The following is a 12,867-nucleotide window of genomic DNA, read 5'->3' as shown; positions in this document are numbered from 1 at the left end:
TTGTATTACTGAGGGGTGACCTGCGCGCTTGCCGGCAGGGGTGGCAGCGTTCTGGGATCGACGTTATCCATGTCAGCCTGGATGAGGCTGGCCATCCGGCTTTCCAGCGCGGGAATGTCCATTACGCCCTGGGTGAGCGGGTAGGCCTTGAGGGTGTTAACGTTGACCATAAAGGCCGTTGGGGTCGCAATGGGCAGGCCGTTACCAAAGAAGGTGACAATCTCATCCGCGATGGGGGACTTCAGGTCGGTCTTACGCGGGATCATCGGGGTCGGGTAAGAGACATCGCCACCACCGTCGAGTGTGTACGGGTATACCCTGATCGCATGTTCATCGGCCCAGCCTTTCAGCAGCGGGTCAAACTTAGCGCTGTACTGGCAGTGCGCCTGCATAAAGAGCACCACGGCATACTCTTTCATATTCGCCCGACGTCCGTCCGGCAGCAGCATCAGACTGCCGGGAGCCGGGACCGCAGGTGTGGACGTGGTGATGGTCGCAGCGTCAGCAGTTGAAGTCGTTTTTGTCGCCTCAAGTGCCATTAACTCCTCACGCGCACCGGCGTTCGCCAGCAAAGGCAGGGATAACAGGAGTGCTGTGAGACCGGTTTTAATGTTCATGATCGGCCTCATTATGCTTCTGCGTTCTGTCCTGGCGCAGCCAGCGGCATAAGGCAAAAATCACCATGCCCCCCGCGCCAACCCACATGCCATTGCACAGCCACAGTAGCCCCTGCTGAGTGTGCTCCACTGACAGGGTCATCAGCTCGCTCAGTACGCGCGCCATCGTGCCCCAGAAAATCAGTCCTGCGAGAATGGATGGTTTCATTCGTCTTTCTCCTTGTTCTGCCGTACTAAAATCGAATGCGTGTCTGGTGAAATGCTTTTTGGGGCGGCCAGGGATCGGCGACGGGATACAAACCACACTCCAAAGCCCAACATCATCACCATCATCCAGACGTTGCGTAAGGTTGCATCAACCGAACGCGCCCATGAATCGATGTCCACGGGGCCTCTCTGACACAAGACTTCAGGTGGTTTTTTCTCTAAAGCAGAAGGCTCAGGCTTTAACGTTTCTCCGGGTTTCGGTGGCGAGAAGCTTCCTGCCATCACCTTTTCATTAACACACCCCATCACCTTGCCGGCAGGTGCGCCGTCAGTCAGGTCATGAAAGGTCGTCAGGAATTGCCGGGACAGTGAACCCTCTGACGCCGCCAGCATCACAAACACATACAGCACCAGGGCCGGGCCGAGGACGAAGGAATACAGGGCAACCCGCCCTGCATCACGGATGAGGGTGAAAAGCGTTTTTAGCATATGACTCTCTCAGGAATTGGGTTTAAAACCGGTGGCCACGTTCAGGAATCGTTTTGACAGGTCATCCTGGGTCATGAAGCCGTAGGACAGGGCGCGGTAGTTCTGGTTGCGCGGGTCAACCAGGAAGAGCGCCGGAAAGTGCATGATGTTCATCGACCGGGACTGCCCCGTATCCGGACGGCTTTGCGGCAGGGTGGCCGCCACCTGGCCGTCGACTGAGACCGGGATAAGCGATATCCCGTTGGTTTTCGCAAAGTCCGCCACCACCCCGGCCATCTGCACATCAATCGGGTCACTGCCCCGGTAGAAGTAGAACAGACCGTACTGCTGGGACAGTTGTTCAACAGCATTCTGTTGCGTCTGCTGATCACGCGTCTGTGTAAACGGCGCCATGCTGTTGTAGTGCGGGTATTCCAGGTTGTAATCGAGATCAGGATGACTCAGCTGTGCCGCCGCAAAGGACTGACTGAACATTGATGCCCGGTCCGTCCAGAACTTCTGCCAGCGCAGGAACGTCGCCGTGTTTTCCCGCGAGGGGTACAGGATGGCGCGGTTAAGCGCCTCCTGTGTGTACCCTTTCAGTACGCGGGCCTGCTCCACAGGAGACATTTTGCTGAGATCCGGGATCGCCTTTTGCGCAGGCTGCGGCGGTTTCGCTGGCTGTTCAGGCGGCTTCTTCGGTTCGTTGTACCAGGACCAGCCGGTGAACGGCTCCGCTGGCTTCACAATTTCCTCGGACTGCGCCGTATGGCTCGCCAGCACCATAAGCAGGCCACAGAGGACACGCTTCATTTGCCACCTCCCTGCTGGTTCACCTGGGCGGCGATCCGCTCCTTAATCTGCTGAACCTGCGCGCTGGTATCCGGGATTTTCTGGTTCTTCATCAAATCCTCGTAGAAGTCTGAGAAGTTGATTTTGTCGAAGTCGATACTCTGCAGTTCCGGGACCGTGATGCCCCGACAGTCCGGACTGTCGCCGCTGCCGAACTTTACACCCAGCTGGTCGCGACGCCCCTGCTCCTGAATAATGCGGGCAAGCTTGCCGTCAAACACACAGTACACCTGGCTTTTCTGGATACAGGCCCCGAGCACCTTACGGTCGCAACGTTCGCCCACGCTGACAGTGATTTTCTTCGCCTTCGCTTTTCCTATGGCCTTCTCTTCATCATCACATGCCGCCAGTCCGGCACTTTGCCCCCAGCCGGAGTCTTTGCAGCAGTTAGAGAAACCAGCAAAGGCTTTACGGCACCGCATGGCTTTACCGGTGAACGCTTTTACCTCAATCGAGCTGCTTGCGTCTTTGGCGTCTTCAGCTGCCGAGGCCAGACCGGCCAGTTTGGCCACAGCCGTATCAAAACCGCTGCTTCCGGCACCATTCGTGTCATCACACTCGCCTGATTTGCAGATATAGTCTCCTCCGCAGACCAGGCCTCCCGACTGATGCGTGGTCTGACACTGGTAGGTGTAGCTCATGTGGGTACAGTGTCCGTCAGTCGATTCGGTACAGGTTGTACCTGCTGCGGTGCAGGAAGGGTTCGTCATCAGCGTTCCGCAGGTTCCCTTCGAGTCTGACGGCACAACATAGTTATCGGTGTACTCCCAGCAGTCGCTGTAGACGTCATAGCTCTGGCCATTATTGATAATGGTCTTGTTTCCTCCCGGAGAGGTGCAGGTTGACGTTGTTTTTTGCGCCTTCGCCATATCCAGACCGCAGGATGAGGACCAGGTTACTTCGGGGGTAAAGGTGGTTTCGACCGCGTTCATAACGAGAAGCAGTCTGAAGCCTGAAGCACCGGACTGAAAATCCGCTATCTGTTCCCGGATATGCTTTTCGCAACGGTCCTTGTTCCCGCTGGTACACCCTGTACTGGTATAGGTACCCGCGGGTAAGGAGCCACCTTTTGACAGCGGCGTACCTGGCGCACCCGGCATTTCCCAGTCAAAATTCTTCCCCACCATCGTCTGACTGACGCCCCACCAGGAGATTTTCCCGGCATTCACTTCCCGGTCTGCCCAGTAAAAATGTGCGCTGATCACCGGCCCTGATGCAGGTGCATTAAAACTAAAGTTAAATGATGTACCGTTAATACTGAACACGACATCCGCAGCGGTCAGGGTGAAGGTTTTCTGAACCGTGGTGGTTGATGACCGTCCGCCAGGGGTTGCGGTCCGGGTGCAGGCCTCAACGGAGGCCACATCTTTGTCGCAGCTGTAATTTTCAAAGGTAGTTTTTGATACCGTCACCTCCTTACACTGGTTCGCGGTTCCGTTAAGCACACCGTCTGCACCGGCTTCCGCATTTTTCCCGATCGTGATGAAAGGTGCCTGCGGGTCGATGGCGGGAACCGGATTCGTTTTGCCGGAGTTGATAACTGACTGCGCTGCGTCATTACCCTGCAGTGCGGCCTGCCCTTTGTTGGCCAGCCCACCGTCTCCACCATCCACACCGCCGTAATACCCTTTCTCCGGTGGGTTAGCGGTATAGCCTGGTATTGCCCCTGTGACGGTACCAGGATTTTTCAGGGCCCCCGTACCGGCGGAGGCATTGCCCTTGCCAAAGCTCGCTCCCGCCTCAAACGCAGGATCGGCTGCCCCCGCCAGGAGCGGGAAAAGCATCAGCATCGCTGAAAGTCGTTTTTTCATTTCGCAGCCTCCAGAAGATGGCGCGCCGTCGCTGCACAATCACCGCTTTCAGCGACTTTCTCCAGCGCCTGCTGCAGGGGCAGGCTTCCCCGGATAACGTCATGATGACCCGGACAGGTGACCACCAGTGCCGGCACTGTCGTGATGTTGTACTGAGTGAACAACGTCGGATCGATTTGCACGCCGGCGTCCTTGTCCTCCTTACTCAGCTCAAACATGGCCGCCGCAGTCTGTCGCATATCGTTATTGACCAGGCCCCGCAGCGTGGGCGGAATGTTGTAACGACGGGCGTCCTTCAGCATGGGCAGAAGACCTTCACGCGGAATACCGAGGCTCACAAAGTAAATAGCCGGGAACGTGTCTTTTTCCCCCATAGAGGTGGTTTGCGCAGCGATATTGCCCTGCAGGCGGTGAATCAGGTCCTGCTGCGGCTGCGGCAACACGGACACACCCGCAGGGTGACTCTGCAGGTCTTCCTTCATGTTTGCCAGCGCGTCCTGCTGGCCTTTGATCCAGTTATGGTCGGAGACGGAGATATCTGTCTGGGCGCTCGCCAGAGCCAGCGGCGCGAAACCCACCATGACGCTGACCATCAGCGCCCGGAGATAAGCGTTTTTCATTGTCATGTCCTTAGAGGAAGACGCAGTTACGTTTGCGCCAGAAGAGGTAGCCGAAGTTCTTTTTGGAGGACGGGGAATTATGCGTTGTGCCCCAGAGCTGCGTGCTGGCCCCGAAGGGATGGCAGTTGCCCGGTTCGGGGTACATGTTCACCATCTGATACCGCCATCGCTCTTTCGGGATGATCGGGGATGGGTACTGGTTACATACGGCAACATCCGCGCCCACGGAGTTCCAGACCAGCCCCTCCCGATGCATTTTGAAGGCCATTCGCTCTCCGACCAGCAGAGAGGCCTCAAGCGGGGAAAACTCCCCGCTGGTATAGCCGGTTAGCGGGTAGATGGAGCCCTGGCTGCCCGCACACCAGAACAGTGGCGACAGCGGAAGACCCGCTGATGAAGCAGCTGCGTCAGCAGCACAGGCACCCTGAGCAATCAGGTTGCCGAACAGTGCTGCCTCGGGGTTAATCAGCATCGAGAGCGTACTGTCATTCCAGAGTGGATCAACTTCAGAGAGATACGCGATATCCATGTCGCCGGTCTGCAGACACCCCAGACTGGTGATGATGTTCAGCCAGAAAATCAGCGGGTATTTATACCAGTGAACATGGTAGAACGTGCCGGCAGCGGGTCGGTCACTCTGCCCTGCGGTTCCCGTTCCCGTTCGTCCGAGATCGATTTTAAAGCCTCCCATGTTGACCATCACGCCAGGCTCACGTGTTACATCCACCATCGCCATTGGCTCCCAGAACCCGATGGCCAGACCGATGCGATAAAACACACCGTATGGGCAAATCTGGATCGGCGAAGCCGGGTTGTTGGTATCCTTTTGCGGGCCGGCCGCCAGCTGAATATTGCCGAGCGTCATCGGGAACAGGCACTTCCAGCAGACATCACTTATCGGATTAACCCAGCGGCCGTCACCGGCGTTACTGGCTGCGGCCGTTGCCTGCAAAGGTAAAGAGGACAGCAGAAGCAGCACCATGCCGGAAAACCATGACACATGCTTCATTTCACCTCCCGCAGCCAGACACAGACCGGACCATCTTCAGTGTCATGAATGGAGCCGATAAACCAGCCCTCTCCGGCGGGGGCTGACGGCTGCCAGTCACTGATGTCCGACGCACCGTTTTCCCAGGCGGTAATCACCTGGGGAGGAGCATCGTTTTCCATCCAGCGGGTGGCGCAGGTGAGTTTATGCAGGCGCATCCAGTCGCCAAACTCTGTCTGCGTGGCTTCATCACTGGCAGGTGTAAAGTAGTGTGGGTGCGTCCAGAAGCCGTTGCGGTCACGGGTAACCGTCACCGGCCTGATTTTTTCAGGGTGAGTCATGGGGGTATCTCCGGGCATGCCGCAGCCACCGGACGGCGGGAGGGCTTAAATAAGGATCAGTGGTTTTTGCCTTTACCGGCGGCTTTCATGATGATGGCCAGTCGTTGTTCCTGGCTCATTTCGTACAGGGCAAGAATGGCACCGCGCAGAACATGCGAGGGCTTGTACAGCGGGTTGTCGTTGAGGATCTCATCCAGCTGTCGGGCCGAACCCTCATCGTGACGTACTGAGGTGACATTCCGGCCCTTTTCAGTAACAGGGTCTTTTTTCATGGCGTTACCTGGTCGGGATTAATCGTAAACCGGGGTGGCATTCAGGCTGAGGCGGAGCGCAACGCAGTGAGCACCGAACATCCTGAATGGCAGCGCGGTTGAATCAATGGCCTTTTTGCGGTCTGGTGATGTACCAGCCAGCGCACTCACTGCCACGTATAAGCACACTGAGCCACGTGCCGGCATACCCATCATTCACCGCTATATCTTCGCTGTCTTTCATCGTCTGCTCAGAGACTCTCGGTGTGGTATAACGCAGACGCGCCCGAAAAATCCTGCGACTGAGAGCCAGTCGGTCTGCTGTCGGTATCGTTACGCGCTGTGATTCATCATGCGTCAGTGCATAACCTGCCTCGGTCAGACCTTGCTCCAGCTCTGCGAGCAGCATCTGGTAATAGTCTCTGTTGGCAAAGCCATGTACCGCATCGGCATGTCGGGCACTGCCAAACTGTGCCTGCGGAACGGGTATTCCCGGTCTGCTCTCCCACGCCCGGCGTTCACGGCGTGCATCTGCAAGATGCTGAACAACAAGCCAGCCCGCGAGTAGTGTTACCACGACCAGAATACCGGTCATGCCCTCAGTATCGCGCAAACAGGTGAGCATCCCCTGCAAGCCCTGAGGTCCGGTGAAGCAGCTGATTAACGCCATGCGTTCATCTCCTCCATTCTGTTGCGGATAAGCCTGACGAGGTACAGGGGAAACGCCTCATCCCGTTCTTCCGGCGCTATCGGCTGACGCTGGTTTTCCGCGCACCACTGACGCCACGCACCGGTGACCAGCATCGGATGCCAGGATGCGATTTCAGGGTACAGCTGGCAGAGTTTTTTCAATTTTTCATCACAGCCTCTGGTTTCAGCATTGCACTTCAGTGACATTCGGCGTTCTCCTGCTCCTCGCCCGCGAACAACCTGTCGAGGCGCTCAGAAAGTGACATCGTCTGGCCTTTTTTACGTTTCGCGCTGTCCTCGGCCCGCATGTTCTCCAGTAAGAGGTGAATGATGTAGTCCGGAAAACGCTCATCACGTTTCGACGGCTCCCGGCTGTCCTGCTGGTTCTGAACACACCAGTGGAGCCAGGCTTTGGTCACCAGTACCGGATGCCAGGAATCCAGCTCCGGATACAGCGTCTTTAGCCGCTCTGCCGTACCCATGCGGGATGTAACGGCTGATGCTTTGCGGGGTTGTTTAGCGTAGCGGCGATGCGTTGTGACGGCCTCGTGCATGTGCGGAAACAGATCACCTAACGTGGTTGCGCTCATTTTTTTGCTCCTGATACCGGAATTTCTTCCACCTTCATCACGCGGCCATCGCGTGAGATGCGCGCGGGGATATGTTCAAAACCAAACTTACGGGTCAGTACGCCAGACTGATCGAAGAAGATGCGTTCGTTCAGTGCATCGCTGGTTTCCTTAATGTTGCCTTTCACCAGGATGACCTTCACGTTTGTCTGGCCTGCGATCTGCTGACGGATCCAGTTCATCTGCTCTTTATCATCACCGTCGATGAAATAAAGCACCTGGCTGAAGGGCACCCTATCCAGGGGGTTGACCGTGTCGCCCTTACGGGCGATCACGTTGCCCTGCATGTCAGTGATCGTTTCCTTCACGGTGAAGGTCGGGTCCCACGCAAAACTGCGGTATTCCTTCGCTTTTGTGAGGCCCTCCACCGGCATCGGGCGTACCGCATGCTCCTTCACCCTGTCCGTTGCTTCCCTGCGCAGCCGGTCCAGTTCGCCCGTCTGCTCCATCCCCTTCAGGCGGTTCTGGATAAAGGCCAGCATATCCTGCTCGGCCGGTTCGAAGACGTTTCCCCAGGTCCCCAGGTCTTTCGCCCCGCTGCTGGCAGAGAGCATCAGGAGCATGGCCATCAGCTTCAGTCGTCTTTTCACTGGCCCCCCTGGGTACGCCGTGCAATGTCGGCACGGATCTCATTCGTAATATCCCGCTGCGGGTTTATTACCGCCGGTTTCACCAGAATGATGGCGTTGTGTGAGGCCTGCCACGCATCCAGGCTGCCGCTCAACGCCGCGTTGAACTGCAGGGTCATCGCTTTTGCGCTGCCTTCATCGAGATGCAGCTGGGCGGACTGCTGCTTGAAGAGATCTATCGTGCCCTTCATGTCGAAGACCACCACCTCAGGTGTGACGACTTTCGCCGTTACGTACGCGACGCCTGTCATGACCAGAAGTCCCGCCAGCCCCAGCATCCCGACCTTAACCCATCGGGATGTCTTGCTTACGATTGTTACACCGTCGCGGACGGTATCGCCGTCATATGGCTTGTCCTGTTGTTCACTCATGCTGCGTTCACCCATTGTTCAAGTTCACGAAGTTCACTGCCGTATTTCTTCTCCGCCAGCAGATATGCCGCTTCTTCCGCAGTCGCTCCGGCTTTCTGAGCGTTCTGCATGTAGGCAAAGTCCTCGCCACGGGAGCTGAACATGGCGCGCGTGACGGGGTCGACAAACAGGCGGTGGAAGGAGCTGTATTCCCCGGCGCTTATCAGCAGGGAGCTGTAGCCGGTCTGCAGGGCGGGCTGGAAGCCGCGGATAACTTCTTTTTCCATGTCCGAGAACTGATCCGGGTTATCGGCAAGGTACTGTTTAAACGCCTTCGCATCCTGCAGCAGGGTGATTTTGGTGGAGCTGTTGTTCCAGGCGGCTTCCGCTTCCTTACTGGCGCTGAAGTCCTTGATGCCCTGTGTGATGGTGATAAACGCGCCACGGTGTCGACGCACCGTACGGTAGCCTGTTTCGATAAACCGGGCCGCATGTGGGTTTGAACCACCCAGCAGACGCCAGGCCTCGTCGATGATGCAGACTTTTTTGAGATCGCGCGGGCTGTGGTACATCTTTTCCTGAATTGCCAGGATGAGCGAGAACAGGATGGACGAGAGCAGCTTCGGCTTGTCCTCCAGGCTCAGCAGCTCCAGCACCGCGAAGCGGGTTTCACCGTCGAGCGTCGGGGTGTCGGCGTTGAAGTATTCGCCGTCCGGCCCCCAGGTGCAGTAGGTATCGAGCAGCATGGCCAGCTCAGCGAGACGCGCGATGATGGTCGGCTTGTCTGCGAACGCCTGATTCACATCCTCATTGGTCAGGTAATTATGAACATCGTCGATACGGGCTTTGTTTGCCTTCTTCTCCCACGCATCCATTACCGCTTTCTGCAGGATCGCTTCACAGACACCGTCCAGCGGCTGTGTAGGGCTGGCCAGCACCGTCAGCAGACGCACGATCCCTTCCGCAGAGTGATTGATGTCTTTGACATTGGCGAACGGGTTAAAGCGCAGCTTCGCACCGTCAAGGTAGACCCCGCCGGCCTGATGGCAGTAGTTCTTATATCCATCCCCCATGTCGATGACCCAGCCAAAACCTCCAGCATTCAGCACATCACGCAGAATCCCCTGAATAAGGAATGTCTTCCCTGCCCCTGAGGTACCGGTTACCGCAATGTTAAAGTTGGTACTGCCGTTCTCTTCGCCAAACATGTCGAAGAACGCTACCTGATTGCGATAGGTCGGCAGCGGCATCCCCACGTTGGACAGCTGGCGCTCGGCCACAACCGGCATCAGGCTTACTGCATTCCATGACTTGGCGCGTAGTGTTGCCCCCGTCATCTTCAGGTCTTCCCACATTCCTTCCTGCATGACGAACGGGAACCCGGCCAGCCAGTTACGCATCTGCTGGTACTGTATCGTGACCATCTCCAGCTCGTTCTTACGGAACACGTTCACGGCGGCCAGCTCGCAGGCCTGCGCGTCGGTGTTGTTGTCCGGCGCGAACAGGGTCAGGTTAAAGTAGGTTCTGCAGTGTGCAATTTCATTGCTGTTCAGCTGTTCACGCGCCCGACGCCACTCTTCGGCTGCTTTTTTGGTGCCAGGGAAAAGTGCCGCGTAGGCTGAGTTGGCCTTTTTGGACAGGTCCGTATCTTTACGAAACGCCTCACTCTGGCTTTTGGTCTGTTCTTCCAGCTCAGTGGTCCAGGTCAGCATAAACGGACAGGGAATGCCGAGGTCAGGAAAGCGCAGATTTTGCAGATTATCTGCGCCCTGCCAGAGCGCAAACCGACGAGGGTTTTTGGCGAGCTGCATATTGATGATGCGGCATGCCGATGCCGGCAGGCGCGTCCCGCGCGCGTCGATAGTCTCCGGCAGCACCATCCGGATATGCGATGGATGAACCTTAAGGTCAATCCCCGGATCAACCACCTGACGGTTGAGCCTCTCGTCCTCGCTGTAATCTCCGGAAGACATCAGCACCTGTTCCTGGCGGTAGTTCATGACTTCACGTACCGCAGACAGGAAGGCGTGAACATCAATGTTCATGCTGTCGATACGTGCGGCCCCCAGTGAGACGCGGATGGTGTTGCGTATCTGAATCAGCTCGTCAATGACCCGCTGCATCTGGGAAGAACGTTTTACCTCTTTGCCGTACACAAAAAAGATACGGTAGTTACGCAGGTAGAGCGGATATTCACGTTCGTTGGCCAGACCGTGGAGCGCGGAGCGCTGCCAGAAAGCGCGGGTGATTTTGTTGAGGTGCTCAGCCATCCCTCCTTTCCACATATCATTACTCACGCCGCGATCGATACGCTCTCCGACACATTTGCTTGCGACCAGAATAACGGTGACAGGCGTCTGGCGTGGCAGCTTCTTGCGGAGCATGTCATCGAGCGCGGCCATCACCTGCTCGTTCGCGCCGGGAAGCGGGGCCGCTTCCATAATGAAACCTGCGGAGCCGGCATTGACGAAAATCTCATTCGTATCGTCGTAATACCGGTAAGGCAGCGCGGCGACCAGAGAGGGATAGTCCCAGGTCTGAGAGAGGTTGTTGCGGGCCGTGGCGGCTCCGTCTTCCTGCTTCCCGTTTTTCAGCATATCCATCAGGCTGTCGACAAAACTCATTTTCGACCCTCCACAGCGGCCCGGATTAACTCCAGGCGACGCATCTTTTCTTCGTTCATTTGCCCGGCGTGCAGCGCGTCACCGGCAGTTTTAATCTGCCAGTCACAGTTCACACTCAGAACGGCCAGCGTTTCATCGTCGGTATCGACTGACGGTGTGGCGGTGATTTGTATCGTTCCTTTCCGTGAATGGACTAGCGGATCGAGACCACCGTTACTGTTGATGTAGAGGCTGTTCATTCACCCCCCTCCCCGATAACGCGGTAGCTCTCATCCCAGTGGGATTTGTTTTTCACGAACTCGACCACAGCCGGCTGATGGAAGTTGTCGTCCGTGTCCACCCAGGGGGCAATCCACAGGCGCTGCGTGGCATCAGGAATACGCTGAACCGGAACGCGGCCCGCCGTGTTAACCGGTACAGGTGCCACATGACTGGTCGTGGCCAGCGGCGTGACCAGTGAGCCGGACGCTTTCACCGGCGCAGTGTTCAGCGGCTTAGCGGCGGCAGTTCCGGTTGCTGCGACGGAAACAGGACGGAACGGATTCACGACCGGTGCCGAATTGCGCAGTGCCGGCAGGGTTTCACCCGCAGGCTTTTTTGCGGTTTTATCTGCCGTCAGGTCATCCAGACTTTTACCCTGAGCGGCCAGCTTGTTGGCTTCAGCGGTGGTCAGGCACTGGTCGGTCGCGGTCTTGTTGCAGTCGAAATCAGAATTGAGACCGGCGCAGCCGGTCACTGCGCTGCACAGCAGTGCAGCGCCCAGTAGTTTTTTCATGGGATAACTCCGGTTGGAATTTGAGGGTTTTATGTACAAGGGGGGAACGATTTGAGGCTTACACGAAAATTTCTCGCATGACATTGAGCATTACCTGCAGACCAAAGCTGCACAGTACGCAGGTAAAAAACCAGTCCATCGACAGAAAATGCAGGTTCATTTGAATGAAACCATAGACGATGATTGAAACAGACGCGCTGAGCCAGGGCGCGAGAGCCCCTGCAAACATCATCCATGCTTTATCAGTATCGCCATAAGCTGCAGCACTGGACGCGATGATGGCCACGCTTATGAGCAGAAAGATTCGCCATGTGGAAAAATCATCGTCACCGATTCCCTTCAGGTTCAGAATCGCCCATACCGTCATTTCAGTCGCATAAATAAGCACTAAAAAGACGACGTGGCGGTAGTCATACAGGATTTTGAGTAATGAAGAATGTGTCCTGATTGAAGGCATAGACACTCCAGTAAAAAGAACTTCAAGGTTGTAATGATGAGGTGATACAAACCGGTGAGAGTAATCAGCTATCCGAGTACCGCTTTGCTGTTCACTCGCTCCCGGACTCTTTCTCACGGTCTGGACTGTTGTTGAGAAATTTCAGGTCAGGTTTCTTTTCTGGCCAGGCGCTCATCGCTTCCAGCTGATACCAGTTTCTGACGTTGCTGGCCGTCAGCCCCTCTGTTTCAGCCTGACGCTTCAGGTGCTCCCAGGCAGGAAGGTTCAGGGGTTCATAAGCAGACAGCATCCTGTCGAATGCCTCCTCCCAGCTTTCGTTGTAGCGGGGGACAATTCGCCTGCATATCCATTGAGTCAGAAATAGCCAGACAATCAGGATACCCAGCGCCCACAGTGACGGGCAGTACGAAAGAACCGGTCCCCCTGCACAGAGAAAGATGACAAACCCCAAAAACATGTACTTGCTTCCTGCAGGGGTTGGCCGACCAGTCTCCCAGTCAGCAATATGCATCCGCATTTTCCTGAGCAGGTCGTTGTTACGTTTTTCTTCACGCATTC

Annotated in this window: 19 protein-coding genes; all 19 read right to left on the bottom strand. The window is 56.4% G+C overall.

The genetic code is table 11. The features are described from left to right. Positions 1–5 precede the first annotated feature (5 nt). The 19 genes from trbB to HV242_RS23995 all read right to left on the bottom strand — a co-directional run bounded on the left by trbB (position 6) and on the right by HV242_RS23995 (position 12,865). Positions 6–617 (bottom strand): F-type conjugal transfer protein TrbB, encoded by a 612-nt coding sequence (trbB, locus tag HV242_RS24085; protein ID WP_045409419.1) that lies wholly within the window; start codon positions 615–617, stop codon positions 6–8. Continuing rightward, positions 607–825 (bottom strand): hypothetical protein, encoded by a 219-nt coding sequence (locus HV242_RS24080; RefSeq protein WP_045409416.1) that lies wholly within the window; start codon positions 823–825, stop codon positions 607–609. Before HV242_RS24080 ends, trbB begins: the two co-directional genes overlap by 11 nt. Then, on the bottom strand, positions 822–1,313 hold the full coding sequence (locus HV242_RS24075; protein ID WP_181616945.1) for a hypothetical protein: 492 nt from the start codon (positions 1,311–1,313) through the stop codon (positions 822–824). The genes HV242_RS24080 and HV242_RS24075 overlap by 4 nt, the downstream gene beginning before the upstream one ends. A 9-nt stretch (positions 1,314–1,322) precedes the next feature. Beyond that, positions 1,323–2,105 (bottom strand): type-F conjugative transfer system pilin assembly protein TraF, encoded by a 783-nt coding sequence (gene traF / locus HV242_RS24070; RefSeq protein WP_111969590.1) that lies wholly within the window; start codon positions 2,103–2,105, stop codon positions 1,323–1,325. Further along, positions 2,102–3,955 (bottom strand): type-F conjugative transfer system mating-pair stabilization protein TraN, encoded by a 1,854-nt coding sequence (gene traN / locus HV242_RS24065; protein WP_111969591.1) that lies wholly within the window; start codon positions 3,953–3,955, stop codon positions 2,102–2,104. The genes traF and traN overlap by 4 nt, the downstream gene beginning before the upstream one ends. After that, on the bottom strand, positions 3,952–4,575 hold the full coding sequence (gene trbC, locus HV242_RS24060; protein WP_047366166.1) for a type-F conjugative transfer system pilin assembly protein TrbC: 624 nt from the start codon (positions 4,573–4,575) through the stop codon (positions 3,952–3,954). Before trbC ends, traN begins: the two co-directional genes overlap by 4 nt. A 10-nt stretch (positions 4,576–4,585) precedes the next feature. Next, positions 4,586–5,584: a conjugal transfer pilus assembly protein TraU gene (gene traU / locus HV242_RS24055; protein WP_045409403.1), complete on the bottom strand. Its 999-nt coding sequence runs from the start codon at positions 5,582–5,584 to the stop codon at positions 4,586–4,588. Then, positions 5,581–5,904 (bottom strand): hypothetical protein, encoded by a 324-nt coding sequence (locus HV242_RS24050; RefSeq protein ID WP_045409400.1) that lies wholly within the window; start codon positions 5,902–5,904, stop codon positions 5,581–5,583. Before HV242_RS24050 ends, traU begins: the two co-directional genes overlap by 4 nt. Before the next feature lie 56 nt (positions 5,905–5,960). Then, the gene (locus HV242_RS24045) at positions 5,961–6,176 is read right to left on the bottom strand and encodes a hypothetical protein (RefSeq protein ID WP_045409397.1); all 216 of its coding nucleotides are present in this window, start codon (positions 6,174–6,176) and stop codon (positions 5,961–5,963) included. Between the two features lie 103 nt (positions 6,177–6,279). Beyond that, complete coding sequence (locus HV242_RS24040; RefSeq protein WP_074147105.1) at positions 6,280–6,825, bottom strand: hypothetical protein; 546 nt, start codon at positions 6,823–6,825, stop codon at positions 6,280–6,282. Further along, positions 6,816–7,052 carry a hypothetical protein gene (locus tag HV242_RS24035; RefSeq protein ID WP_111969592.1) on the bottom strand — a complete coding sequence of 79 codons (237 nt, stop codon included), beginning with the start codon at positions 7,050–7,052 and terminating at the stop codon, positions 6,816–6,818. Before HV242_RS24035 ends, HV242_RS24040 begins: the two co-directional genes overlap by 10 nt. Further along, complete coding sequence (locus HV242_RS24030) at positions 7,043–7,435, bottom strand: hypothetical protein (RefSeq protein ID WP_045409392.1); 393 nt, start codon at positions 7,433–7,435, stop codon at positions 7,043–7,045. Before HV242_RS24030 ends, HV242_RS24035 begins: the two co-directional genes overlap by 10 nt. Then, positions 7,432–8,064, bottom strand: a complete 633-nt coding sequence (gene traW / locus HV242_RS24025; RefSeq protein WP_181616944.1) for a type-F conjugative transfer system protein TraW — start codon at positions 8,062–8,064, stop codon at positions 7,432–7,434. Before traW ends, HV242_RS24030 begins: the two co-directional genes overlap by 4 nt. Next, on the bottom strand, positions 8,061–8,474 hold the full coding sequence (trbI, locus tag HV242_RS24020; RefSeq protein ID WP_045409385.1) for a type-F conjugative transfer system protein TrbI: 414 nt from the start codon (positions 8,472–8,474) through the stop codon (positions 8,061–8,063). Before trbI ends, traW begins: the two co-directional genes overlap by 4 nt. Then, a complete protein-coding gene (gene traC / locus HV242_RS24015) occupies positions 8,471–11,077 on the bottom strand; it encodes a type IV secretion system protein TraC (RefSeq protein WP_063854343.1) in 2,607 nt (868 codons plus the stop codon). Before traC ends, trbI begins: the two co-directional genes overlap by 4 nt. Further along, a complete protein-coding gene (locus HV242_RS24010; RefSeq protein WP_181616943.1) occupies positions 11,074–11,316 on the bottom strand; it encodes a hypothetical protein in 243 nt (80 codons plus the stop codon). The genes traC and HV242_RS24010 overlap by 4 nt, the downstream gene beginning before the upstream one ends. Further along, positions 11,313–11,852, bottom strand: a complete 540-nt coding sequence (gene traV / locus HV242_RS24005) for a type IV conjugative transfer system lipoprotein TraV (protein ID WP_181616942.1) — start codon at positions 11,850–11,852, stop codon at positions 11,313–11,315. The genes HV242_RS24010 and traV overlap by 4 nt, the downstream gene beginning before the upstream one ends. A gap of 58 nt (positions 11,853–11,910) precedes the next feature. Further along, positions 11,911–12,309 (bottom strand): hypothetical protein, encoded by a 399-nt coding sequence (locus HV242_RS24000; protein ID WP_047366163.1) that lies wholly within the window; start codon positions 12,307–12,309, stop codon positions 11,911–11,913. Between the two features lie 91 nt (positions 12,310–12,400). Then, positions 12,401–12,865: a hypothetical protein gene (locus HV242_RS23995; protein ID WP_111969596.1), complete on the bottom strand. Its 465-nt coding sequence runs from the start codon at positions 12,863–12,865 to the stop codon at positions 12,401–12,403. Between the last annotated feature and the right edge of the window lie 2 nt (positions 12,866–12,867).

Source organism: Enterobacter sp. RHBSTW-00593 (assembly GCF_013784105.1).
GTDB lineage: Bacteria > Pseudomonadota > Gammaproteobacteria > Enterobacterales > Enterobacteriaceae > Enterobacter > Enterobacter ludwigii.
The sequence above is the reverse complement of the archived record's forward strand: the minus strand, read 5'-3'. Positions and strand labels throughout refer to the sequence as shown.

Coding starts and splice junctions, on each gene's coding strand:
- trbB (WP_045409419.1), bottom strand. CDS start 617: ATGAACATTAAAACCGGTCTCACAGCACTCCTGTTATCCCTGCCTTTG.
- HV242_RS24080 (WP_045409416.1), bottom strand. CDS start 825: ATGAAACCATCCATTCTCGCAGGACTGATTTTCTGGGGCACGATGGCG.
- HV242_RS24075 (WP_181616945.1), bottom strand. CDS start 1,313: ATGCTAAAAACGCTTTTCACCCTCATCCGTGATGCAGGGCGGGTTGCC.
- traF (WP_111969590.1), bottom strand. CDS start 2,105: ATGAAGCGTGTCCTCTGTGGCCTGCTTATGGTGCTGGCGAGCCATACG.
- traN (WP_111969591.1), bottom strand. CDS start 3,955: ATGAAAAAACGACTTTCAGCGATGCTGATGCTTTTCCCGCTCCTGGCG.
- trbC (WP_047366166.1), bottom strand. CDS start 4,575: ATGAAAAACGCTTATCTCCGGGCGCTGATGGTCAGCGTCATGGTGGGT.
- traU (WP_045409403.1), bottom strand. CDS start 5,584: ATGAAGCATGTGTCATGGTTTTCCGGCATGGTGCTGCTTCTGCTGTCC.
- HV242_RS24050 (WP_045409400.1), bottom strand. CDS start 5,904: ATGACTCACCCTGAAAAAATCAGGCCGGTGACGGTTACCCGTGACCGC.
- HV242_RS24045 (WP_045409397.1), bottom strand. CDS start 6,176: ATGAAAAAAGACCCTGTTACTGAAAAGGGCCGGAATGTCACCTCAGTA.
- HV242_RS24040 (WP_074147105.1), bottom strand. CDS start 6,825: ATGGCGTTAATCAGCTGCTTCACCGGACCTCAGGGCTTGCAGGGGATG.
- HV242_RS24035 (WP_111969592.1), bottom strand. CDS start 7,052: ATGTCACTGAAGTGCAATGCTGAAACCAGAGGCTGTGATGAAAAATTG.
- HV242_RS24030 (WP_045409392.1), bottom strand. CDS start 7,435: ATGAGCGCAACCACGTTAGGTGATCTGTTTCCGCACATGCACGAGGCC.
- trbI (WP_045409385.1), bottom strand. CDS start 8,474: ATGAGTGAACAACAGGACAAGCCATATGACGGCGATACCGTCCGCGAC.
- traC (WP_063854343.1), bottom strand. CDS start 11,077: ATGAGTTTTGTCGACAGCCTGATGGATATGCTGAAAAACGGGAAGCAG.
- HV242_RS24010 (WP_181616943.1), bottom strand. CDS start 11,316: ATGAACAGCCTCTACATCAACAGTAACGGTGGTCTCGATCCGCTAGTC.
- traV (WP_181616942.1), bottom strand. CDS start 11,852: ATGAAAAAACTACTGGGCGCTGCACTGCTGTGCAGCGCAGTGACCGGC.
- HV242_RS24000 (WP_047366163.1), bottom strand. CDS start 12,309: ATGCCTTCAATCAGGACACATTCTTCATTACTCAAAATCCTGTATGAC.
- HV242_RS23995 (WP_111969596.1), bottom strand. CDS start 12,865: ATGCGTGAAGAAAAACGTAACAACGACCTGCTCAGGAAAATGCGGATG.